Raw genomic sequence first — 24,610 nt, forward strand, 5'->3', positions numbered from 1 at the left:
CCTGTTCCCTGTTCCCTGTTCCCTGTTCCCTGCTATACTAAATTACTTTTGCTAATTTCAGAATTTTTCGTAGCTTCTTTATATCCACAAGAATATCTGGTTTCCATGATTGTTTATCTGAGTTGTCATCCTCAAAATTTTCACCTATTAAATAGTAATGTGAAAGATGATATAAACTACTAATTTTCCAATATATAGGATTAATATATTTAGGAGAAAAAATTTCAATTATTTTAGTTCCTAAACTACAAAACACTAAGTTTGTTAGCCCAGCACCATGAGGCGCTACAATGACTTTAACTTTTGCCATCAATGCAGCTTGCTCTGCTATAGAAAATGATTCTAGAGTCAAGCTAATAAAACCAAAGTTTTCCAATAAACTGACTACTTCATCCTCATTCAAAATTCTCCGCCATGAGGCTAATTTTCTACTAATAAATATTCGTTCTGGCGACTCTGATAATTTCCCGATATTCTCTGAGTTTAAAAATAGATTCCTGATAAATCCACAACCCCATTTAGAAACTCTGATGCCACTTTGTTTAATTGTGAATGATGGTACTATTAATTTATTCGCTTTTATATGAGGAATAAATCTACTTTCAATAATTTTTTCTTGAGGAATTTCTAGTGCTTCTAGTGTTTCTTGATGAAATTTTTTATCGCACTTGCTGAATACAAATTTATCTATCTTTGATATCCAGCCACTTCGACGTAACAAATCCATTCTGACCACTACATCAAACATCCAATGATAATATACATTTCCTCCCCATTTTGCAGATAAAAATGCTACGGTACCATCTATATAGTGAATGGGTGGTAATTTGGCAGAAGATATAATCACCTCTGCACAACCTGTAGAAATATCTCTTACTAACTTATTGTCTGAAGTAATAACTGCAGTTGTGCCTAAATCAACACAACCTCTTCCTTCTGGAACCATAGTAACAAATGCTGTACCTGAGTTCACTTTTGTAACTCGGAAACAATGATGTACATTTTCATCTATTGTTTGAGTTGGTGAGAGATTTATTGAAGTATTTGAATAGATATTTACCAGAGTAGTATTTGAGCTTGGAGAGTCTGAAGTAATTTGCCAATTTCCTGTTAAATTGAAAAACTTTTCTAGCCAGTCTTCTGGTAATTTTTCTTGAGTTCTCCACAATTTACCTGCTGCTTGGCGACCTTGTTTTTTGAGGATATATCCTATTTTTTTATGAACATCATGATAATCTGGTCTTATTTTCAAAGCTTCAATTAAACATGGTATGGCTTCAGACCAATTCTGCTTTTGAATATAGGCATTTCCTAATTCTCCATAATACCAACAAGATTTGGGATTAATTTCGATTGCTTTTTGGTAGGAAGCGATGGCTTCATCTAATAATCCTTTTTGTTGTAAAGCGTCTCCCAATTTTCTGTGAAATAAATGATTATTTGCTTTTAACTCTATAGCACGACGGTAAGCAATTATTGCTTCATCCCATCGTTTAGTTTTTTCTAGTACTGTACCGCAGCTATAGTTTAACCAAGAAAAGTTTGGATTAATTTCGATTGCTTTTTGGTAAGAAGTGATGGCTTCATCTAATAATCCTTTTTGTTGTAAAATATCTCCTAATTTTCTGTGAAATAAATTATTATCTGGCTCTAACTCTATGGCACTACGGTAAGTAGTAATTGCTTCATCCCACTCTTGAATTTTTGCTAATATTTCTCCTAATTTGCTGTACCATTTTATCTCCTTTGGTTCTATTTCTATTAACTTTCGATAACAACTGATAGCTTGAGTATCCTGACTTAATTTTTGTAGATTATATCCTAATTTAGAATAAGGCCAAGTTAAATTTGGATTTATTTTTACTACCTGCTGACATAAGTTGATGGCGGTTTTTAATTTTCCTTGTTGTTCTAGAATATTGGTTAATTTGTAGTAGATGTTCCAGGCATCATATTTAACTTCTATAGCCTTTTGATAATATTTTTCGGCTACATTTAATTCTCCTTTTTTTTGTAGAATATCCCCCAAGTTATTATAAGACCAAGGAAAATTTGGATTAATTTCTGTAGTTAGATGAAAGCTATTAATTGCTGCATCTATATCTCCTATTTCTTGAAATATTTTTCCTAGTTTATGGTGAGCTACCCACAAATTAGGTTGAATTTGAATTGCTGTTTGATAATAATTTATTGCTGTAGTTAACTTTCCTTGTTTAGCAACAGCGTCGCCTAAATTTTGATAAGCACTTACCAAATATGGATTTAATTTTATAGCTTTCTGGAAATGAGCGATCGCTGATTCTATTTCCTCATTTTCTAGCAAATTTTTTCCCTGTTTTAAATATTCTGAGGCTTGAGGATATTGAGCTTCTAAACTTAATGCTTGTTCCTGACAATCTCTAGCTAATTCTATTTTTCCTATCTGTTGCCAGATTTTTCCTAAGTTCCGATAAAAACCTGGTACATTTGGTTTGATTCCGATGGCTTCTTGGTAAGATTTTATTGCTAATGGCCATTGTTTTTCTTGGGCATATAAACTCCCTAAGTTAGCATGAACTTCCGCCCATTCTGACTGTCGATTTATTGCTTTGAGATACCATTCTTTTGCTTTGTCTATTTCTCCCATTTTGTGGAAAATATTTCCCAATGTTTTATAGATAGGTAGAAAATCTGGCACTATTTCTAATGCTTGATTCCCAGCTAATATTGCCTCTTCTAATTTTCCTTGGGCTAAATATATTTCTGCTTTTTGAGATAAATTTGTTAGATTTATTTGTTTGTTCATCTTGAACTTAGTCATTTCAGTTATCAGTTATCAGTTATCAGTTATCAGTTAACAGTACTTTTTCCAATAGGGAAGCAAGAAAATACTGAATTTTATTTTTGTTTATCCTCTTTAAAGGGGAGGATTGAAACTTAATTTTCTGGTCATATAGCAAAAACAAGTTATACCATTTTTCCATGAAGTTGTACTTAATATAAAGATGAGAATAGTCAGTTTAATAAGGTCTGAGCAACAATTATTAAGCGCATTGTTAAAAATAAATGGTATTAGTTAGAACTTATGCTGATGATGAACTTGAGACAGAGAAATGCTTTTTCTACTGTTCCCTATTCCCTGTTCCCTGTTCCCTGTTCCCTGTTCCCTGCTATATTACTTTTGCTAATTCCATAATTTTTAATAGCTGTTTTAAATTGACAATTATATCTGGCATCCATAACTGTTTTCCTAAATTATCATTATCAAAAGAATCCCCTAATAGATAATAATATGAAAGACTACAAAAATTACTAATCCGCCAATATAAAGAATTAACATACTTAGGAGAAAAAAATTCAATTACTTTAGTTCCTGGACTACAAAATACGAGGTTTGTTAATCCAGCTCCATGAGGTGCAATAACAACTTTAGCAGCCGCCATATATGATACTTGTTCTGCTATTGACATTGATTCTAAGGTCAGACTAACAAAGCCAAATTTCTCTAACAAATTCATAACTTCCTCTTCATTAACAACTCTACGCCATGATGCTAGCTTTCTACTAAGATATATACGTTTTGGTTGATGAGATACTTCGTGAATATTTTGAGGTTTCAAAAATAAACTTCTGAGAAATTCACAACTCCATTTATTCACCCATATTCCTCCTTGCTTCGCTGCAAGTGAAGGCACTATTAATTGCTTTGCTTTTATGTGAGGATACAATCTACTTTCGATTATTTTATCTTGGGAAATTCCTAATGCTTCTAAACTTTCTTTCTGAAATTTTTTTTCGCAACTACTAAAAATAAACTTATCTATCTTAATATCTGTTCGGCGTAATAAATCTATCCGTGCCACTACATCAAACATCCAGTGAAAATAATTTTTTTCTCCCCACTTTGCTGACAAAAAAGCTACATTTTCATTTATGTAGTAAATAGGAGGTAATTGGGAAGAGGACATAATTACTGTGGCAAAACCTGTAGAAACGTCTGAGACTAATTTATTATCTGAACTAATAACTGCTGTTGCTCCGAATTTTACACAACCTCTTCCTGCTGGTACTATTGCGACAAATGCTTCTGCTAATTTAATTTTTTTTTCTTTAAAACTGGGATGAAGTTTGCCAGTAATTGTTTGAGATGCTAAGAAATTTACTGGCATTTCTGGATAGATTTTTATGTGAATAATATTACTTTCTAATGAACTAGATATAATTTCCCAGTCTCTTGTTAATTTAAAAATTTTTCGAGCCAATCTAGGGGTAATTTTTCTTCAAGAGACCAAATCCTAGCTGCATCTTGACGACCTTGTTTTCTGAGGATATATTTTATATTTTTATGCACTTCATCATAACCTGGTCTCAATTTTAGAGCTTGGATTAAATAAGGTATTGCTTCAGAAAACTTTTGCTGTTGAACATAAGCATCTCCTAATGCTCCATAATGCCAACAAGAATTTGGGCTAATTTCTATAGCTTTTTTATAACTAGCGATCGCTTCTTCTATCAAACCTTTTTTCTGTAAAACATCTCCTAATTTTTTGTGGAATATATCTTTATTTGTGGCAAGTTTTAAGGCACTAGAATAAGCTAAAATTGCTTCGTCCCATTCTTGATTTTGTTGATAAATGTCTCCCATTAATTTATAAGGCCAAAATAACTTTTGATTTAGTTTTATAGCAACCTTACAAGCTGTAATTGCTTCTTTTAATTTTCCTTGCTTCAGCAGAATCTGATTTAATTTGTAGTGAATATTCCAAGCATCTGGCTGAATTTCTATCGCTTTTTGATAATAGTGTCTTGCAGGGTCTAATTTTTTTGGTTTTCTAGAATTTCACCTAATTTTTTGTAAGGCAAAGGAGAATTTGGGTTGATTTTTATAGCAAGTTTAAATTCTATAATAGCTGTATCTAGCTCTCCTATTTCTTGAAATACTCTCCCTAGTTTATGATGAGCTATAAATAAGTCTGGTTTCTGTTCTATTGCTTGTTTATAATATTTAATTGCTGGATGTAAGTCTTTTTTTTCAACTAAAGCATCCCCTAATTTTTGATAGGCATTTGCCAAAAATGGGTTGAATTTTATGGCTTGCTGGAAATGAGCGATCGCCTCTTCTATTTCCCCATTTTCTAGAAATTTTTTTCCCCGTTTTAAGTATTCTAAAGCTTGAGGATATTCAGCTTCTAAATTTAATGCTTGTTCCTGACAATCTTTGGCTAATTCTATTTTTCCTATTTGTTGCCAGATTTTTCCTAAATTACGATAAAAACCTGGTAAATTTGCTTTGATGCTGATGGCTTCTTGGTAAGATTTTATTGCTAATTGCCATTGTTTTTCTTGAGCATATAAACTCCCTAAATTAGCATAAACTTCCGCCCATTCTGGCTGTTGATTTATTGCTTTGAGATACCATTCTTTTGCTTTGTCTATTTCTCCCATTTTGTGGAAAATATTTCCCAATATTTTATAGATAGGTGGAAAATTTTGCTCTATTTCTAATGCTTGGCTACAAGTTAATATTGCTTCTTCTAATTTTCCTTGAGTTAAATATAATTCTGCTTTTTGATATAAATTTGTTAGATTTATTTGTTTGTTCATTTTGAGCTTAGTCATACTAAATTACTTTGTAAGCATTTCCTTGCCGAATAATTAATAATTAATAATTAAATAATTATGGTTTAAATCCTCCCCTTTTAAGGAGGGAAAAAAAGACAATATTCCTTATGTTCAATTCCGTAACGGTTTTAAGCAGAGGTAATTATCAATTATCCATTATCCATTAATGAAGATGTTTATTAATCCAACTCCATTTTGTGAAAAATATTTCCTAATGTTTTATAGATGGGTGGAAAATCTGGCACTATTATTAGAGGGAATAGGGAATAGAAGATAAATAAGTATAGGTCTACCTCATTAGGTTGAGAAACGTTATATTATTGGAAATGTCTAATAACATCGGCTATTTCCAAATTAATTTTCATTGTTTCCCAACATGATTTTAACCTGTTGGGGAGTTTGAGGGGCTATAAGTCCCACGCCATAATTTTTAATTTGGCTTTTAATTTGGCGTGAGATACATAGACCCCTCAAGTAAATTTTGGTCAGTCAACCCCGACAAAATTTATAATTTTATGTGATAATTTTATGTGATAATTTTATCAGAGTAGTTTAAAAACGATAAATGTTTAGAGCATACAAATATCGAATATATCCAAATACCGAACAGCTAAAAGCTTTAGCTAAAAGCTTTGGCTGTTGTAGATGGTTTTGGAATTATTCTCTAAATTTGTGTCAAGAAACATATCAAAAGACTGGGAAAGGTTTATCGAGAAGCAAAATTCAAGGGCTATTGCCAAATCTTAAAAAACAAAACCATTGGCTCAAAGAAGATGTCTATTCCCAATGCTTGCAAGTTGTCGCGCTAAACTTATCAACTGCTTATAAAAACTTCTTTGAAAAAAAGGCTAGGTATCCTCGTTTCAAGTCAAAGCATGGTAAACAATCTATTAGTTATCCTCAAAACGTAAAATTTGAAGGTGATTATCTCAAACTGCCTAAAATTGGATTAATTTATTGCGTTCGCCATAGAGAATTTGATGGGAAGATTAAAACTGTTAGTATTTCTAAAAATTCAGATGGTAAATACTACGCTTCTATTTTAGTTGATGATGGTGAGGAAAATCCCAAGCTATCATCAGAAGGTAAAGCTATTGGCATTGATTTAGGATTAACTCATTTTGCTATAACCAGTGACGGTTCTAAATACGACAATCCTCGCCATATTAGGAAACACGAACGCAACTTAAAACGAAAGCAGAAAAACCTATCTCGTAAGCAAAAGGGAAGTAAAAACAGAAACAAAGCCAGGAAAAAAGTAGCCAAAATTCATAGCAAAATATCTCGAAGTCGCGAAGATTTTCTGCACAAGTTATCCCGCGCGGCAGTCGCTACAACGGGGGGAACCCCCGCAACGCGCTGCCTTAAGATAGTCAACGAAAACCAAGTTATTGTGTTAGAAAATCTAGCAGTAAAAAACATGATCAAAAACCACAATCTAGCTAAGGCAATTAGTGATTGTGGATGGGGAATGTTTGGAACAATGCTAAATTACAAAGCAGAACGAGAAGGAAAAATTTACTTAGAAATAGATAGATTTTTCCCTTCATCAAAAACTTGTCATATTTGTCTGAATCAAGTAGGTAGTTTGCCTTTGAATGTTAGGACTTGGACTTGCAAACATTGCCAGACAACTCACGACCGGGACACCAATGCTGCAATCAATATTCTCAAAGAAGGCTTGCGGAAACTGTCGTTGGGAACCAGCGATACTGCCCTTAGAGGGAATGTGAGTCGGGTTGGCAAAACCTCGGTTTTGTCAAACGCTATTCCCAATGAAGAGGGAAGCCTACACTATATCCCTTGCGATTAGTGTAGGTAGTTCACATAGTCTGGTATTTCTTGAAAATAGATATTTTGAAGGATTCAGGTGATAGCGATATAGCTGTCGCTAGGCTCCGCTAACGCTTGACTGGTAAAGGTCTTTAACTTATTGAAATCTGCGACAGTTGTAAGAATTTAGGTATCACAGAAGTATAACTGAAGTATAGCATTACTTTTGGGAATTGGTATTAGCTGATAGCTGATGGCTGACGGCTGTTTGCGCAGCAGTCCGCAGGAAATGCTTACGATAATTTTGGGAATATAAGATACATCTACTTGTTTCAGCGCATAACCTAATTTTTCGTGGAATAAATAGTTATTCGACTTTCTTTTTAGAGCTTTTTATAGACTTTTCTCAAAATAATTGGGTCTAAAACCCCGCCTTTTAAGGCCAAATATTTTTGGATAGTTGCTAAAATCACCGTTACAAAAATAACTTCTGACTTCTGACTTTTTACTTCTGACTTCGTTAAAATTATCCCACGAACTTCAAAATAAATAACTATAATGTCCCAAGCTTTTCTAACTCCAAAAGTAAGTGTAATTATCCCAGTATATAACTGCGAACTCTACATCGCCCAAGCAATAGAAAGTGTATTTAAGCAAACCTATACTAACTATGAAATTATTGTTATAGACGACGGTTCCACAGATAATACCCATCAAGTATTACAACCATACATGACAAAAATTCGCTATTTTCATCAAGAGAATAAAGGATTATCTGCAACTCGTAACCGTGGCATTAAATTGGCAAAAGGAGAATTAATTGCTCTCCTTGATGCTGATGATTTATTTCTACCCTATAAACTGACAGAACAAGTTGCTATTTTTGATGCTCAATCAAATATTGGTTTAGTACAAAGTGGGTGGCGAGTTGTGAATGAAAAAGGAGAAAGAATTCAAGATATTGAACCTTGGCATAAATCTCCAGAGTTAGATTTAGTAAGTTGGTTAAAATGGAAAACTACTAATCCTAGCGGGATGATTTTTCGTAAAGAATGGTTAGAAAAAGTAGGTGGGTTTAATGAAAAATTACGCAGATTAGAAGATTTTGATATTGTCATTCGGTTAGCTTTAGCAGGTTGTCAATCCACTTGGTTTCCTAAAGTAGCTGTATGTTATCGTCAACATAGCAGTAATATGACACGAAATTTACTTGCTCAAACAGCAGTAGAAGAAAAAATTTTAGATGAATTTTTTCTAACACCAATCTTCCTCCAAAAATTCAACAATTAGAAAAGGAATTACGCTACGGTTCCCTAATTTGGAATTGTTGGTGTTTATATAAGTCTAGCTACTTCGCTGAAATGGCTGATTATTTATATAAGTCTTTAAAATTTTCCTCTTTTTCTGTTCTTAAAACTATCTGTAATTGGCTCTATTATTTTCAATATTATGCTGCTCTAGAAAACTATGATTTTAATTCTGTATTTTTGCATCAATTACCAGAATGGCAAAAATTAATCGCTAAAGTCATCCCTAATGGTTTACCACTGGTTAGTGTTATTATTCCTACCTATAATAATGCCGATTATATTCTTACAGCTATTAAAAGTATCCTGACTCAAACTTATACCATTTATAAAATTATTGTTGTTGATGATGGTTCTACCGATAATACTAATCAAGTTTTAGAACCCTACCTAAATCAAATTAAATATGTATATCAAGAAAATCAAGGACCATCAAAAGCGCGGAATCATGGCATAGAAATAGCTCAGGGAGAATATATTGCCTTTCTAGATGCCGATGACTTTTTTCTACCCGAAAAATTAGCCGAACAAGTAGGATGTTTTGCAGAAGATTCTACTTTAACTATGGTGCAAAGTGGTTGGAGATTTGTTGATGAGGAAGGTAGTACTATTAAAGATGTAAAACCTTGGGAAAATGGTGCAGAATTAGACTTAGAAAATTGGTTAATCTGGCAAGCAACTTTGCCTAGTGCAATGATGTTTAGAAGTGAGTGGTTAAAGCTGAATGGAGGATTCGACCCGCGATATATTCCAGAGGATTTAGAAATAGTTTTGCGCTTGGCTTTAACTGGGGGAAAAGCTACTTGGTTACAGAGAGTTTGTGTTTGTTATCGACAGCATAATAGTAGTGTTTCTGGATTAGAAAACCGACAAAAAATTACTCAAGAATTAGAAAAATTATTAGATGATTTTTTAGGAAACCTAATTTACCAGCCTCAATACGTCAAATAGAAAATCAAGTAAAATATCGCTCCCTACTTTGGAATTCTTGGCGCTTATATCAGGCAGGTAACTTTTCCGAAATGACTGGTTATTTGCAAAAATCTTTAACTTATACTTCCGCCTCTACTACAGAAGCAATTTATACTTGGATAGAATTATTTAGCAAACTTGCTCGTCAAGAAGGAAATAAATTTAATGCCTATAATTTTAGTCAATTACCAGAGTGGAAAAAATTAATTAGTAATATTTTTAATCCAGTAACACCAAGAGTCAGCGTAATTATTGCCACCTATAATAATGCCCACTATATATTAGAAGCGATCGCCAGCGTTTTTAATCAGACTTATACCTCTTATGAAATAATCGTAATTGATGATGGTTCTACGGATAATACTCGCGAAGTTTTAGAACCTTATTTAGATAAAATTCGCTATGTTTATCAAGAAAATAAAGGAGTATCCCACGCCCGAAATTTAGGTTTAGAAATGGCGGGGGGAGAATTTATTGCTTTTCTGGATGCTGATGACTTTTTTCTACCAGATAAATTGGCAAAACAGGTAGCTATTTTTGATACTCGCCCTTCTCTTGGTATTGTGCATAGTGGGTGGCGTTTAATTAATGAAAAAGGGGAGAAAATTTCCGATATAGAATTATGGCATGGCTCCCTAGAATTAGACTTAGAAACTTGGGTAGTTTGGAAACCTGTAACTATCTCTATGATGTTTCGTCGGAGTTGGATAAAAAGTGCAGGAGGTTTTGATACTCGTTGGCATCATGGAGAAGATATCGATTTAGTATTGCGTTTATCTGTAAATGGTTGTGAGGCAGTTTGGTTGCCAAAAGTTACTTATTGTTATCGTCAACATCATCGGAATGCTACTAGAAAATCTACCCATCAAGCTGTTAGTATGATGGCTGTTTTAGATAACTTTTTTAGCAGACCAAATTTATCAACATCTATTCGTAAATTAGAGGGAAAATCTCGTTATTATACTTTGAGTTGGTTAGCATGGCAGGCGCATCGAAATGAGAATTTAGTTGAGATGAGTAAATATCTACGACAAGCTGTAAAATATACTCCTTTATCGATGACAGAAACTATTTATCATTGGATTGATAGTTTTAATAGTCTTTATCAACAATATGGTTATGAATTTGATGCTTATGATTTAACAAATTCAGATATTTGGCAACAGTTAATGTCAGATATTTTTGTGAAATAAGAAGGAAGAAGGCTACTTATTAATCCACATTATGCACCAAAAAATAAAGTAGCGATCGCCTGTTTTATCTATGTCAATATTGACTGTATTTTTGGTGTCGGAATTTATCGTCCTAATTCTTGAGCAGTTTAATACCATTCTTGTATAATTATTTCTACCTGATCAGACTTTCTAAAGCTTTATTTACTTCAATCATTAAAGGTTTCAACGTTGCCATATGTTACATTTGCTACACATTTTCGCACATTGGATGACTATACTTGAGAAGTATAAAATTATAATTAGTATTATATAAAAACTATAGTGCTATAGTACAAATGACTACTATTACAACTAGAGAAGCTGCTTTTTTATTAGGTATTTGTTGTCAACGAGTAAGAGTTCTACTTTCTCAAGGTAGAATTAGAGGTGCTTATAAGCATAAAGGATTTTGGAAAATTCCTGTTTATGGTCAGCGGAAAATGCCTGTGGTGGTACCAGGTACAAGAGGTCCCAAAGGTATTTGGTGTCATCAGGAACGAAAGAAACCGACGATAATTCATGTCAATCAACAGAAAATTAAAAAAAATGGCAAGAGAATTAAGCACGATCCTCTAATGACTCCCGATCAATTGAAACCAGTAGTATCTGTAAAGCAGAGAAACCGTAATGATTTGGGGTATCAGATAGTTCTTAAGGGTGATTGTCGTATAGTTTACAAACCCTATCAACCTTTAGATTGTGGGGCGCATTTGTGGATTGAGACTTACAATCCAGTGGAATTTGTGGATACTCAGTTTAACCCAGTGACGGCGAGGCGAGCTTATAAATATGTCTAAGATTAATAGGATGAAACGTTTCTAATCTACCGCAAAAAGTAATATAGAATTCAGAAGGCGTTGTTGCATCTGCTCATCGTTTAATTTTTTAGTTTAATTGTTTTTTGACTAGGTGATTTTTACAGTATCAGGAGGTTTTGTTGCACAAAGAGAGTGCGTGGCACAACAAACCTAGACCAACATAGAATAGTGTCTTTGCGTAAGTCCTGTAAATGATAATTTTTACTTTACTATCAACTAATTATCGTTCTGCTCTATAAAACTGATACAAAGCGTTACATAAAGTAACAACCCGATGTTTACTTCCTGCTTCTATTGAGGCCGTTGGCGGTTACTCATCCACAGGCATTCATGCACAGGCATTCACGGTCGAGCCGACCGCATTTCTTAAATTTATACTGGCGTTTAAATCTCAATAAGATTGACAACCCACAATCAGAGCAATTATAAGTCCTTAGATTTAAGGGCATATCTTGGACGTGACCACAGTTTGAGCAAGTTTTTGATGATGGAAAAAACCTGTCAACTACTACTAACTCAGAACCGTACCACTGGCATTTATATTCAAGCTGTCGCCTGAATTCATAAAAAGCTTGGTCGGCTATAGATTTAGCTAGCTTATGGTTGGCTAGCATTCCGCTGACGTTCAAATCTTCAATTGAGACCGTGCCGTGGTTCAAGGCTTGCGTATGTTGTCAATTTATGAAGTGCGTCATGACGGATATTAGCTATCCTTCCATGCAACTTGGCTATCTTCAGTTGTGCCTTCTTCCAGTTAGCAGAACCCACCTCTTTATGACGATTTAGGTATTGCAACCGAGATAACTTAGCTTCAAATTTATGATAGGATTTCACACCTTCAAACACTTTTCCATCACTTAAAGTAGCTAAGGTTTTTACACCTAAATCTACACCAATTACATCAGTTGTTTTGGGTGTGGTGATGGCATGAAATTCATAGCTACAGCTAAGATACCAATCACCAGCTTGTCTACTAATAGTTATTTTTTTAGTTGTTGCTTCAATCGGTTCATAAGTTCTGACAATACCAATAAAAGGTAATTTGTGACTCCATCCGTTTAATTCTATTGGTTTTCCACAACTATCAATTGTGTTTGCGTAGCATTCCGAAGGAAAGGAATCAGACCTACCTTTCTTCTTAAACTTTGGGTGTTTACCTAACCCTTGAAAGAATCTTTTAAATGCTTCACCTAAGTTAATGTTTGCGCAGCATTCCGTAGGAAAAGCGTATTGATAAACCCTAGAGGACAAGTTTTTCATCCAAGGATAAAGAGGTTTTGTGTGATTAGTAAAAACTTCCCTGAGCTTACGAGCATTAGGCTTATAACCATTCTTATATGCTGCGTTCCACAAACCTTTTACCCCAATTATAACACCATCTGCTATAGCCTGCGTGTTGAGCCATCAGAGTTTTCTGCTTATTATTTAATTTGAGTTTGGTTCTAATGGATTTCATGTACGGGTGAGCGCTGCCTGTATAAAAGTATGCTTAAATACGTATTATATCGTTATTCTTTGATTAAGTCAATGCTCTATTCTATCTAATTTCTTTCAATTAGGTAATATACAATTATTAATATGAGCATCACTAAAATTAGTACCACTTAAATTCGCGTCACTGAAATTAACACCATTGAGATTTGCACAACTAAGATTCGCGCGACTAAGATTAGCTCCAATCAGGTTAGCATTTTTGAGATTAGCATAACTGAGGTTGGCATAACTCAAGTTAACCCCACTAAGATCGATACCATCCAAGTCAACACTCCACAAGTCAGCTCCCATCAAGTTAGCACCACTAAGATTGACATCACTTAGATAAGTATGCCAAAGGTGGGCACGATTAAGATCACTTCCACTGAGGTTAGCACCCTTGAGGTTAGCACCACTAAGATTCACACCACCCAAGTTAGCATTGCTAATATTGGCATTTTCTAGGTTTGCATCCCACAGAGCTGCTACTCGTAGACTAGCACCACAGAGATTAGCATTGCTGAGGTTGGCACGATTGAGATCGACACGATTTAGTTGAGCATTACTGAGGTCATTACCTTGTAAGTTTCTTCCTTGTATTTTGTGATTAACAATGTCCCAAACAATATACCATTTTTGGTCAAGTCTAGTTGTTTCACTGAGTCTTACACCCTTAAGTTGAGCATGACTAAGATCGACATTTTCTAGGCGAGCATGACTAAGGTCAGCATTGGTCAAATCTACTCCCTTCAGAATAGCACCTGTTAAATCGGCATTACGAAGATTGGCATGATGGAGTTTAGCATTAGTGAGATTAACATTGGTGAGATTAGCTGTACTCAAATCGACTTGGTTCATTTTAGCGCTATTAAGTTGAGCATTGCAAAATTTAGCTGCACTCAGATGAGCATTTGTCAGGTCAGCAGCAGTCAGGTTAGCAGCACTGAGGTCAGCAGCACTGAGGTCAGCAGCAGTCAGGTTGGCACCGCTCATTTCAGCATCCTTAAGGTCAGCAGCAGTCAGGTTGGCACCGCTCATTTCAGCACAGTTGAGTTGAGCTGACATTAAATTAGCCACACTCAAGTTGGCCTCCTCTAAATAAGCTCCAATTAGGTTAGCTCCTTTCAAGTTAGCGTTACAAAGGTTGACTCTTCTGAGATTTGAGTGACTGTAGTAGCTGCTATCAATATTTTGGATTTGGCAATAGAGAACATTGCGATCGCACATCCCAAAATTCGCTCCTTCTAGGTTAGCACTCCGGAGGTTAATATTGCTTAGGTCAACACCTCGAAGGTCGGAGCGACTGAGGTTGATTCCTTTGAGATTATTATTTATGGGTTGCTGGTTAACAATTTTCCAGACCAAATGCCATTTCTGGTCTATTTTTGTCAAATAATTTATTTTTGTTTCTCGGAGGTTAACGTAGTCAAGGTTAGCGTCACTAATATTTGCATGACTGAGGTCAGCATTGAAGAGATTTGCATAACTGAGGTCAGCATCACTCAAATTTACACCAGTTAAATTAGTATTACTAAAGTCAGTATTTTTGAGATTAATACTTATAAGTTTGGCAGCACTAAAGTTACTGCCACTGAGGTTAGAATTACTCAAATTCACTTTTCTAAGTTGAGCGCCACTGAAGTTAGAATTACTCAGATTTACACCTTCAATGTCGATGCTAGTTAGACGAATATTTCTCAGGTCTTTATTAATAGCTTGCTGATTAACAATTTCCCAGATTAATAACCATTTACGATCGAATTTTGTTTCCTTATTTAGTTTAGTACCCTTGAGATTTGTACCTCTAAATTTACTACCTCTTAAGTCTGCACCATGAAGATTTGCATTAGTTAAGTTAGCATTATTTAGGTTAGCAAGACTTAGATCTGCACCACTAAGGTTTGCATTAGTTAAATTAGCATTAGTTAGGTTAACACCCCTGAGTTTGGCAAGGCTAAGATTAGCATTTTCAAGATTAGTATTTTTGAGGTTAGCATCCTTCAGATTAACACTTCTTAAATTAGCTTCTGTGAGGTCAGCATCTCTAAGATGAATACTACTTAGATCGGCATTTTTTAAATAGGCAAAACTGAAATTTATACCTTGTAGGTCTAACCCATTAAGGGTTGCTCCCCTCATGTTAGCTCGGATAAAATTCCGTTTTCCTGTAGCGTATAGCTCTTGTAGTTTAGATATATCCCAAGTATATTGGGACAATGCCAATTTAGCTTTAGGTTGTTGTTGTTCTAAGAGTATTGAATATGCAGCCCATTGCACTTCTATTGACTGGTCTTGCAAGGCCATGAGTAACAAATCTAGTCCTAAATCTCCGTATTTGAGGGTTTCATAAACTGCTGCTATTCTCAATTGTACTTCACCATATAGTAAGTATTCTTTGACCCCTTCAAGGCTATTGAGAACAGGGGTAGTAGATAGAGAAGATGATTTCGCAAAGGTAGTATCCAGCGGACGGATTTGATTCAAGTTATTACTCATTTTCCTGAGCCTGATATATATATGAAATAACTTTAACTGAAAATCAAATTTTTTACATATTCGACGAGTAGTTTTTTAGGTTTACCGAATAATTAATAATTAATAATGAATAATGAATAATTAAGAGTTGATAGTTAATAATTATTCATTCAACAATTCACCCCTTGAAGCCGACCCTTTTATCATGAATAATTAATAATGAATAATGAATAATTAAGAGTTGATAGTTAATAATTATTCATTCAACAATTCACCCCTTGAAGCCGACCCTTTTATCAGGAATAATTAATAATTAATAATTAAGAGTTGATAGTTAATAATTATTCATTCAACAATTCACCCCTTGAAGCCGACCCTTTTATCAGGAATAATTAATAATTAATAATTAAGAGTTGATAGTTAATAATTATTTATTCAACAATTCACCCCTTGAAGCCGACCCTTTTATCAGGAATGATTAATAATTAATAATTAAGAGTTGATAATTATTCATTCAACAATTCACCCCTTGAAGCCGACCCTTTTATCATGAATAATTTATCATGAATAATAAATAATTAAGAGTTGATAGTTAATAATTATTTATTCAACAATTCACCCCTTGAAGCCGACCCTTTTATCATGAATAATTATTCATTCAACAATTCACCCCTTGAAGCCGACCCTTTTATAATTAATAATTAATAATTAATAATGAATAATGAATAATTAAGAGTTGATAGTTAATAATTATTTATTCAACAATTCACCCCTTGAAGCCGACCCTTTTAAGGGGATAAAGCGGTCGTAGCGGAGCTTCCCGTAGGGTGGGATGGCGCAATTCGGAGCGGCTCTGATAAGAGCGGGTTTCCGTTCCCTCCGGGACGCTTTCCTTACGGAAAGGTAGCAAACGCCATATCCAATAGACTAAGAGAATCAAAAAAAATCCTTTTAGTCAATCCTATCCGTTTTAAGAAGAGGTAATTATTAATTTTTAATTGCTGAAAGAGTATTTATCTTTGAAAAATTGGAGAAAATTAATTATTTTTTTATCAACTATTTGAATGTTTAATAAAGTTATATAGCAGAAGAAAGAAGGAAGAAGGAAGAAGGAAGAAGGAAAAGTATTACGTTGTCTGAGTTTTAAGCTTTTGACCTGTCCTAACCTTTACTTCGACTGCTATAAATAATTGATGCTAAACAAAATTATTAGATAGAGTATAATGTAAATTACGGAATAGAATCAATAGCTAATTAATTATTAATTGTTTAACAGTTAGGATAATAAATATGAAAACTAAAACTTTACCCCTAGTAAAAGACTCAGAAAGTTTAGAAAATCGCCTCAAAGAAATCCCCCAAACTCCAGGAGTCTATTTAATGCGCGATGGTAGCGATCGCCTGCTTTATATTGGTAAATCAAAAAAGCTAAGAAACCGAGTTCGCTCCTATTTTCGAGAAAGCAAAAACCACAGTCATCGTATCATATTAATGGTACAACAAGTAGTAGAAATTGAATTTATTGTCACAGATACAGAAGCAGAAGCTTTAGCTCTAGAAGCTAATCTTGTTAAACAGCATCAACCATATTTTAATGTCTTACTCAAAGATGATAAAAAATATCCATATTTATGTATAACTTGGTCAGAAGATTACCCCAGAGTTTTTATTACTAGAAAACGACGATTAGGTAAAGCTCAAGACCGTTATTACGGTCCTTATGTAGATACGAGACTTTTAAGAAATACCTTACATTTAGTCAAACAAATTTTTCCTCTACGCCAACGACCAAAACCTTTATTTAAAGACCGCCCTTGCCTAAACTATGATATTGGTCGCTGTCCGGGAGTTTGTCAGACATTAATTACACCAGATAAATATCATAAAATTGTGCAAAAAGTCGCAATGATTTTTCAAGGTCGAACAGGAGAATTAATTGATATATTGAATACTCAAATGGCAAAAGAAGCAGAAGCTTTAAATTTTGAAAAAGCAGCAGCTATTCGCGACCAAATTAAAGGTTTAGATTCTCTAAATGCCGACCAAAAAGTTTCCTTGCCAGACGATAGAGTTTCCAGAGATGCAATTGCCTTAGCTGGCAATGATAAATTTGCTTGCGTTCAATTATTCCAAATTCGAGCAGGTAAATTAGTTGGTAGATTAGGATTTATTGCTGAAACACCCAATTTAGTAACTGGAGAAAGTAGAGAATTAGGAACAATTTTACAACGGGTTTTAGAATCACATTATCAAACAGTAGAATCTGTAGAAATTCCCGTAGAAATTGTTGTACAACATGAATTACTAGAAAGTGAATTTTTGACAAATTGGTTAACAGAAAAGAAAGGTAAAAAAGTAGAAATTTTCGTACCTCAACGTCAGGGAAAAGCAGAATTAATAGAAATGGTAAAAAAGAACGCTGAATATGAGTTAGCACGGTTGAATAAAATGAACGATCGCAACACTGCAGCAATGACAGACCTGGCAGAAATATTAGATATGGCAGAATTACCCCACCGTATTGAAGGCTATGATATTTCCCACATTCAAGGTTCAGATGCAGTAGCATCGCGAGTCGTTTTTATTGATGGTTTGCCAGCAAAACAACATTATCGACATTACAAAATTCAAAACCCAGAAGTGCAGTCTGGTCATTCTGATGATTTTGCTAGTATGGCAGAAGTTATTCAAAGACGGTTTCGCGACTATGAAAAACAACCAACTACAGAAAAACCAGACTTAATAATGATAGACGGTGGAAAAGGGCAACTTTCAGCAGTGATGACAGTGATGCAAGAAATGGAATTATTAGAAGAAGTGCGGGTGGTGAGTTTAGCAAAGCAACGAGAGGAAATTTTTCTACCTGGGGAGTCCCTACCATTAACAACTAATGCGGAACAACCAGGAGTACAGTTATTGCGGAGATTGAGAGATGAAGCACATCGGTTTGCCGTAAGTTTCCATAGAGATAAAAGAAGTCAAAGAATGAAGCGATCGCGCCTAGATGAGATTCCTGGTTTGGGACATCATCGACAAAAATTGTTATTGGGACATTTTCATTCTGTTGATTATATTCGGATGGCAACGGTGCAGCAGTTGGCAGAAGTATCAGGAGTCGGACCGAAATTGGCGCAGCAAATTTATGATTATTTTCATCCTTCTTAGAAGAAGGAGTCAGGAGTCAGTCCTCAGGAGTCAGGAGAAATTGGAATGAGCGAGGAGGTAGGAGTAATATCATGTCCGGTTGAATACTTATAATTAAGATAGTAGGGGAGCGGGTAGGGACGTTGCATGCAACGTCCGTACGGGGAGTAGGGGAGCGGGGGAGTAGGAAAAATAGAAAGATTTACTGTTGAAGCACTCATGATAAGTTTTTTCATCACGTTCTTATCCGGACATGATATAAGAATTGTCAATTTGGGATTTTTCTGCCCAACTATGAGCCTAAAATACTAATATGCATAAGCATGAAGAGCTGAAAACCAGGTACTTTTTTGGACCCCAAAAAGGCACTTGTCTTTATATGTCAATGCTTTTAGATTAGATCAGTAATATCATGTTTCCCCGGAGGGGGAGCTACGCTAACGGATAATCAGTTATAAATAAAATTTCAGAACTGACAATACCGAATAAATACTGAAATTATCTTGATTTTTCTCCTTTCTTCCCTCCTGACTCCTGAGGACTGACTCCTGACTCCTCGCTCAGTTATTTATAAGTATTCAACCGAACATGATATAAGAGCTAATTCTTAAGCTGTCCACAATTTTGATTTGCTGGAACAGCTTCTGCTATTTTTTTCGGGTTCGATAAATTTAGACTGGCCATAAGTTGAATAAAATCAAGGCGATCGCGACTTACAAAACGCTGGTTAAACCGTTTTTCTTCCCCAATGCTAGAAACAGTCTGACCTTTGTAGTCGTGACCTGGATAAACCAAAGTATCATCAGGAAGAGTAAATAACTTTTGAGTAACCACATCATATAACACCCCTGCATCCCCACCTTGAAAGTCTGTACGACCGCACCCTCTAATCAACAGAGAGTCTCCTGTTAATAGGTATTTGTTGTTTACTAAATAAGCAAGATGACTATCAGTATGACCAGGAGTCGCGATCGCCTGAATCTGAATTTCTCCCACTGCCAATATTTCTTTATCTTCGAGAAAGCGATCGGCACAAGTCACCTGAGCATTTTTCGGTACAACACCTAAGCATCCTGTTGCAGTCTTTAGTTTACCAGTTCCTGTAATATGGTCAGCATGAATATGGGTTTCCAGACAATAGCGTAGTTGCAATTCTAACTCTGTTAATAATTTCAAGTCTCGTTCCACCTGTTCGAGAACTGGATCGACTAAAACTGCTACCTTAGTTGCTTGGTCAGCAAGGAGATAAGTATAAGTGCTTGTTGTTAGGTCAAATAGTTGTCTAAATAGCATTGTTTTATCTTTTAGATATTTTTGAGTAGTACATATAGCCATCCTAAATGATTCTTAGCTTACTTCTAATATCATGTCTGGTTGAATACTTATAAATAAATGACGGAGGAGTCAGGAGTCAACCCACCCCTAACCCCTCTCAGGAGGGGAAGGACCGAGTCAGGAGGGAAGAAAGAAGAAGTAAAGAATAAAGAGGAGGAAAAGGAGAAAGTTTTTTGATCACGCTCTTATCCGGACATGATATAACTCTAATATTTTGGTGAACACTTTCTCAGGTTAAAAATTGTGCATATTCAAACATAAATTACTTTACAATAGTATAGCCAAGTTGGTTGGGACATAGATTGATGGTGAACCTTAGACAGAGAAATACTTTTCCCACTGTTGCCTGTTCCCTGTTGCCTGTTTCCTGCTATATATGCTAAAAATGATATTTGAGAGAACATAATGAAAATAGCAATTATCGGTTGTGGTTATGTAGGCACTAAAGTTGCCAAACTGTGGAGTCAAAACGGTCATCAAGTAACAGTGACTACTACTACTCCAGAAAAAGTTTCAGAACTAAAAAATATAACCTCACAAGTAGTAGTAATGAAAGGCCATGACCATAACGCGATCGAGAATGTACTGCAAAATCAAGAAATAGTATTATTGAGTGTAGGAAATCGCGATCGCACTGGCATTGGGTACAGAAAAACCTATCTAGAAACTGCCCAAACCCTAGTTACTGCTCTTAAAAAAGCTCCCAATATTCAACAAGTAATTTACACAGGTAGTTACTCAGTTTATGGCGACACAAATGGTGAGTGGGTAGATGAAAATACCCCTGCTAACCCCTCCACTGACAACGGAAAAATTCTCCATGAAACTGAACAGGTGTTATTATCTGCATCCACTCCCCAACAACGAGTTTGTATTCTCCGTTTAGGGGGAATTTACGGTCCCGGTAGAGAGCTAATAAAAATTTTTAGTAGGTGGGGAGGCAAAACTCGCCCTGGTACTGGTGATGATGTCACTAATTGGATTCACTTAGATGATATCGTCGGTGCTGTAGAATTTGCCAGAGACAGACAGTTGCAGGGTATTTACAACTTAGTTAATGATGTACCAATGAAAGGTAAAGAATTACTGGATGGTTTACATAAATATCAAGGTTTAGAAAAAGTTTCTTGGGATGGTTCCCCCTCATCAATGCGACCTTTTAATGCCAGAGTATCAAATAAAAAATTGAGGGATGAAGGTTTTGAGTTAGTTCATCCCACAATTGTGTTTTAATCAGGACTTACACAAATTCACCTTGAAAACGCCATATGTAGGGGCGAATGGCATTCGCCCTCTTGATTTAGTGTCCGTGCGTAAGTCCTGTTAATAAGGGAGGAGTCAGGAGCCAGAAGTCAGGAGGAAATAAAGTCCACTACTGCGGTGAAAATATCAGGAACGGGAACGGGCAAGATGCCCATTCCACAAGAAAGACTATTCAAATCACCCCGCATTTATGCAACACCCCTACCCCTATTTAACTATTCCCTAACTCTTGAGACCTTTCTTTTGACGCCATGACTGCTTCAATTAAAGCAGAACGAAAACCCAAACTTTCTAATTCCGCAACTGCGGCAATAGTTGTTCCTCCAGGACTTGTTACCCGGTCTTTCAACTGTGCGGGATGCATTCCCGACTCCTGTAACATAACTGCCGTACCCAAAACTGTTTGCAATGCTAACTGATAAGCGATCGCTCTAGGTAAACCAGCATGAACTCCCCCATCTGTCAAGGACTCAATTAAAATTGCCACATAAGCAGGTCCGGAACCAGATAAACCTGTAACTGCATCCATTAAAGTTTCTGGAACTTCCACTACCTTTCCTACCGACTCTAAAATGCGAGTAGCTAACTCTTGATGTTCCGGTTTAATATGCTTACCAGGAGCGATCGCGCTCATTCCTGCACCTACTGTTGCTGGAATATTAGGCATAACTCTTACCATAGGTCTCGATGGGAAAGCTGCCTCCAAACTTTGCAGAGGTACACCTGCCATAATTGAAATTACCAATATAGTCTCGCCACCAACTTGCCAGTCTGCCAATTCCGATGCTATGGTATCAAATATTTGAGGTTTAATCGCCAGTAACAAAGCTTCAGTTGTAGAAGTAACAACCAAACGATTATCAGTAGTTACCTCTACACCATATTCCCGTGCTAAAAAATCCCGCCTTTGTTGCTGCGGGTCACTAACTAAAATTTCTGAGGGTTGATAAATTTTCTGTTCGAGCAGTCGGGATAATAAAGCTTCACCCATTACCCCACCACCAATTAAACCAAATTTTGCAGTTGCCATTTCAGTTATCAGTTATCAGTTATCAGTTAGCCTCCTAGCGGAGGAGCTACGCTATCAGTACCTCCTGTAATAAGGAGACTTGACATCAAGAATATCTTCGGCAGGACTTACGCAAATTAACCTTGAAAACCCTAGATGTAGGGGCGAATGGCATTGGCTAGCGCCAAGCTCCGAATTGCGCCCTCACTTGATTTAGTGTCCGTGCGTAAGTCCTGTTCGGGTTAAAACCAGTCGGGTCATTTCCATCCACTGCTTAAAAGACAGTGGTTTCCCACTTACCAAATTTTCAAGATGAATAGGGAATTAGGGATGGGTTCCTATACCGTTTCACGGACGTCAGAAGTCAAAAGTCAGAAGTAAAAGTTGATAGACTTAAAGTTTTAACTAAACAATAATTTCAGCCTATTATTCCACATCATCAGTTGCAGACTATTTGTGACATCCTTAGAGTGAATTGATTAGGACTTACCCAAATTGACCTTTAAACCACCATTTGCTTCGCATAACTATCGTTAACGCCCCTACGACTTTTGACTTCCGCGTAGCAGCACTAGCTATTATTGCATCATCTGAACTTGCTCCGGTTGCCAAACTTGAGACCCAGAAGTTCCCACACGAGGGCGTGGTTGAGCCTGAGGCGTCTCGTTGACTACACCTGCTTGAGTTCTGACTTGTACGCAGCTTGGTGTAAACAGAAAAATACTTTCTCCGATGCGTTCTTGATGACCATCCAGAGCATAAGTACCACCTGCTACAAAGTCCACTGCCCTTTGAGCTTGGTCTGGGTCCATAATGGTCAAATTTAAAACCACGGACTTGCGCTCCCGTAGAGCACGAATTGCTTGAGGCATTTCTTCAAAAGTTCGTGGTTCCATAACCACAACTTCAGACATTCCATTTAAAGCGCCAGGCATTCCAATTACATTATTCATAACCGATCCCATTCCAGATTCTGATTTTACAGCTCCAGTAACACCTGTGCTGCTTGTTGTTGTTGTCGCAGCAGTGGCCCTATTTCTTAATCGGCGACTATTGCGACTTTCCTCTTCTACTACTGGTACAGCAGCAGGAGCTTCTTGTTGTGGAGGATAAACACTTTGATATTCTTCTCCTTCCACTTCATCGTAATCATATTCGTACTCAACTTGTTCGTTGAGTCCCACAAAATGTTTTAGTTTGGAAAAAAGACTATTCACAATTAAATTACTCCTTCGCTACTGTCTAATTCGGACTATTGTCCCAAGGTAGCTTAATCGCTGGTAGTTTACTACTATTTTTACTCTTTAAGTTGTATTTGATAGCATATCAGTCCTTTTGACTTCTGCTTCATAAAACTGACACAACACGTCACAAACAGTGACGAATTGATTGCGTAGCTCCGACCTAGGAGGCTGTTTACTTCCTGCTTCTTGTGAGACCGTCGGCAGTTACTCATCCACAGGCATTTTCTATGTCGGCGACAGCCAAAACGGTCAAGCCGACCGCACCTCTTGAGTGTGTCTGATATTCTGGAGGGGCTGTGTACGGAATTACTTCCGCACAGTAGACGCCCCGTAGGAAACTTCGCCAAGACCGCACTCGCTTTTTTAAATTAATTGACCCATTCAAGTCGCGGTCTATTGACAAGCTAGATGGTGGACAATCATAAGTCTTCAGATTTAATGACTTCTCCCGATAATTAAAGATACAAGCATTTTAAGCAGATGCTACACAATGGAATAAATATACATTGCTTCTTATTCTTAACTATCACCTAGAGATTTATCAAAATAATTGGGTCGCGCAACCCCCCTGGGAAATGCCGAAATGTTTTTGGAGGCTTGCTCAAATCTCCGTTACAAAAACAACTTCTCTACATAGCCCTACCAACGGCTCCCCTATCTGACTTCTAACTTCTGACTTCGTTAATTGCCGGAATTTCTCTGTACTAGGATAGTTCCAGGTGCAAATGAACCCCTTATTCAAACTTTAATTCTATCACTTGGCCGGATTTATCATAATATGGGTCGCGCAACCCCGCCTTTTAAGGCGCAATATTTTTGGAGCGGGGATCAAATCCCCTACTTCCCCTCCACGGTCGGGGTTAGGGGTGGATTGGGAGGGTTAGGGGTGGGTTAACTTCTGTACGGGCGTTAGCGTCAGCTATGCGCCAGCAAACGGCCGTTTGCTTCGCATAACTATCGTTAACGCCCCTACTGACTTCTG

General features: G+C 36.2%; 14 protein-coding genes and 2 pseudogenes. 7 read left to right on the forward strand and 9 right to left on the reverse strand.

Annotated elements, in window-relative coordinates:
* Nucleotides 1–37 precede the first annotated feature (37 nt).
* From SAGCYANO_RS11200 to SAGCYANO_RS11220, 4 genes and pseudogenes are all read right to left on the reverse strand, one after another.
* Nucleotides 38–2,800 carry a tetratricopeptide repeat protein gene (locus SAGCYANO_RS11200; protein ID WP_202220146.1) on the reverse strand — a complete coding sequence of 921 codons (2,763 nt, stop codon included), beginning with the start codon at nt 2,798–2,800 and terminating at the stop codon, nt 38–40.
* Between the two features lie 349 nt (nt 2,801–3,149).
* Complete coding sequence (locus SAGCYANO_RS11205) at nt 3,150–4,241, reverse strand: DUF563 domain-containing protein (RefSeq protein ID WP_202220147.1); 1,092 nt, start codon at nt 4,239–4,241, stop codon at nt 3,150–3,152.
* Nucleotides 4,217–4,777, reverse strand: a pseudogene (locus tag SAGCYANO_RS11210) (tetratricopeptide repeat protein); the annotation flags it as partial. The pseudogene SAGCYANO_RS11210 and the gene SAGCYANO_RS11205, both read right to left, overlap by 25 nt.
* A gap of 17 nt (nt 4,778–4,794) precedes the next feature.
* Complete coding sequence (locus SAGCYANO_RS11220) at nt 4,795–5,598, reverse strand: lipopolysaccharide assembly protein LapB (protein WP_202220149.1); 804 nt, start codon at nt 5,596–5,598, stop codon at nt 4,795–4,797.
* Nucleotides 5,599–6,166: 568 nt separating this feature from the next.
* On the opposite strand from SAGCYANO_RS11220, the gene SAGCYANO_RS11225 reads away from it, so the two are divergent.
* The 5 genes from SAGCYANO_RS11225 to SAGCYANO_RS11245 all read left to right on the forward strand — a co-directional run bounded on the left by SAGCYANO_RS11225 (nt 6,167) and on the right by SAGCYANO_RS11245 (nt 11,664).
* Nucleotides 6,167–7,414, forward strand: a complete 1,248-nt coding sequence (locus tag SAGCYANO_RS11225) for an RNA-guided endonuclease TnpB family protein (RefSeq protein ID WP_202220150.1) — start codon at nt 6,167–6,169, stop codon at nt 7,412–7,414.
* A 518-nt stretch (nt 7,415–7,932) separates the two neighbouring features.
* Complete coding sequence (locus SAGCYANO_RS11230) at nt 7,933–8,664, forward strand: glycosyltransferase (protein WP_202220151.1); 732 nt, start codon at nt 7,933–7,935, stop codon at nt 8,662–8,664.
* Between the two features lie 71 nt (nt 8,665–8,735).
* On the forward strand, nt 8,736–9,632 hold the full coding sequence (locus SAGCYANO_RS11235; RefSeq protein WP_202220152.1) for a glycosyltransferase family A protein: 897 nt from the start codon (nt 8,736–8,738) through the stop codon (nt 9,630–9,632).
* A 71-nt stretch (nt 9,633–9,703) separates the two neighbouring features.
* Nucleotides 9,704–10,846 (forward strand): glycosyltransferase, encoded by a 1,143-nt coding sequence (locus tag SAGCYANO_RS11240; protein ID WP_237396060.1) that lies wholly within the window; start codon nt 9,704–9,706, stop codon nt 10,844–10,846.
* Between the two features lie 317 nt (nt 10,847–11,163).
* A complete protein-coding gene (locus tag SAGCYANO_RS11245) occupies nt 11,164–11,664 on the forward strand; it encodes a helix-turn-helix domain-containing protein (protein ID WP_202220153.1) in 501 nt (166 codons plus the stop codon).
* A gap of 349 nt (nt 11,665–12,013) precedes the next feature.
* Here the strand turns inward: SAGCYANO_RS11245 and SAGCYANO_RS11250 are convergent.
* Nucleotides 12,014–13,141, reverse strand: a pseudogene (locus SAGCYANO_RS11250) (RNA-guided endonuclease InsQ/TnpB family protein).
* A gap of 95 nt (nt 13,142–13,236) precedes the next feature.
* On the reverse strand, nt 13,237–15,654 hold the full coding sequence (locus SAGCYANO_RS11255) for a pentapeptide repeat-containing protein (RefSeq protein WP_202220154.1): 2,418 nt from the start codon (nt 15,652–15,654) through the stop codon (nt 13,237–13,239).
* A 1,269-nt stretch (nt 15,655–16,923) separates the two neighbouring features.
* Here SAGCYANO_RS11255 and uvrC point away from each other — a divergent pair.
* A complete protein-coding gene (gene uvrC, locus SAGCYANO_RS11260; RefSeq protein ID WP_202220155.1) occupies nt 16,924–18,798 on the forward strand; it encodes an excinuclease ABC subunit UvrC in 1,875 nt (624 codons plus the stop codon).
* 579 nt (nt 18,799–19,377) lie between these two features.
* Here the strand turns inward: uvrC and SAGCYANO_RS11265 are convergent.
* A complete protein-coding gene (locus tag SAGCYANO_RS11265) occupies nt 19,378–20,070 on the reverse strand; it encodes an MBL fold metallo-hydrolase (RefSeq protein ID WP_202220247.1) in 693 nt (230 codons plus the stop codon).
* A gap of 447 nt (nt 20,071–20,517) precedes the next feature.
* On the opposite strand from SAGCYANO_RS11265, the gene SAGCYANO_RS11270 reads away from it, so the two are divergent.
* Complete coding sequence (locus SAGCYANO_RS11270) at nt 20,518–21,345, forward strand: SDR family oxidoreductase (RefSeq protein WP_202220156.1); 828 nt, start codon at nt 20,518–20,520, stop codon at nt 21,343–21,345.
* A gap of 241 nt (nt 21,346–21,586) precedes the next feature.
* Here SAGCYANO_RS11270 and proC read toward each other — a convergent pair whose 3' ends face one another.
* Together proC and SAGCYANO_RS11280 are read right to left on the reverse strand one after the other, a co-directional pair.
* Complete coding sequence (gene proC / locus SAGCYANO_RS11275; protein ID WP_202220157.1) at nt 21,587–22,405, reverse strand: pyrroline-5-carboxylate reductase; 819 nt, start codon at nt 22,403–22,405, stop codon at nt 21,587–21,589.
* 557 nt (nt 22,406–22,962) lie between these two features.
* The gene (locus SAGCYANO_RS11280; protein ID WP_202220158.1) at nt 22,963–23,601 is read right to left on the reverse strand and encodes a cell division protein SepF; all 639 of its coding nucleotides are present in this window, start codon (nt 23,599–23,601) and stop codon (nt 22,963–22,965) included.
* Between the last annotated feature and the right edge of the window lie 1,009 nt (nt 23,602–24,610).

The organism is Okeania sp. KiyG1, assembly GCF_014132355.1.
Taxonomy (GTDB): domain Bacteria; phylum Cyanobacteriota; class Cyanobacteriia; order Cyanobacteriales; family Microcoleaceae; genus Okeania.

Excerpts from the sequence above, each read along its gene's own strand:
- SAGCYANO_RS11200 (WP_202220146.1), bottom strand. The coding sequence starts at position 2,800 with ATGACTAAGTTCAAGATGAACAAACAAATAAATCTAACAAATTTATCT.
- SAGCYANO_RS11220 (WP_202220149.1), bottom strand. The coding sequence starts at position 5,598 with ATGACTAAGCTCAAAATGAACAAACAAATAAATCTAACAAATTTATAT.
- SAGCYANO_RS11225 (WP_202220150.1), top strand. The coding sequence starts at position 6,167 with ATGTTTAGAGCATACAAATATCGAATATATCCAAATACCGAACAGCTA.
- SAGCYANO_RS11230 (WP_202220151.1), top strand. The coding sequence starts at position 7,933 with ATGTCCCAAGCTTTTCTAACTCCAAAAGTAAGTGTAATTATCCCAGTA.
- SAGCYANO_RS11235 (WP_202220152.1), top strand. The coding sequence starts at position 8,736 with ATGGCTGATTATTTATATAAGTCTTTAAAATTTTCCTCTTTTTCTGTT.
- SAGCYANO_RS11240 (WP_237396060.1), top strand. The coding sequence starts at position 9,704 with ATGACTGGTTATTTGCAAAAATCTTTAACTTATACTTCCGCCTCTACT.
- SAGCYANO_RS11245 (WP_202220153.1), top strand. The coding sequence starts at position 11,164 with ATGACTACTATTACAACTAGAGAAGCTGCTTTTTTATTAGGTATTTGT.
- SAGCYANO_RS11255 (WP_202220154.1), bottom strand. The coding sequence starts at position 15,654 with ATGAGTAATAACTTGAATCAAATCCGTCCGCTGGATACTACCTTTGCG.
- uvrC (WP_202220155.1), top strand. The coding sequence starts at position 16,924 with ATGAAAACTAAAACTTTACCCCTAGTAAAAGACTCAGAAAGTTTAGAA.
- SAGCYANO_RS11265 (WP_202220247.1), bottom strand. The coding sequence starts at position 20,070 with ATGCTATTTAGACAACTATTTGACCTAACAACAAGCACTTATACTTAT.
- SAGCYANO_RS11270 (WP_202220156.1), top strand. The coding sequence starts at position 20,518 with ATGAAAATAGCAATTATCGGTTGTGGTTATGTAGGCACTAAAGTTGCC.
- proC (WP_202220157.1), bottom strand. The coding sequence starts at position 22,405 with ATGGCAACTGCAAAATTTGGTTTAATTGGTGGTGGGGTAATGGGTGAA.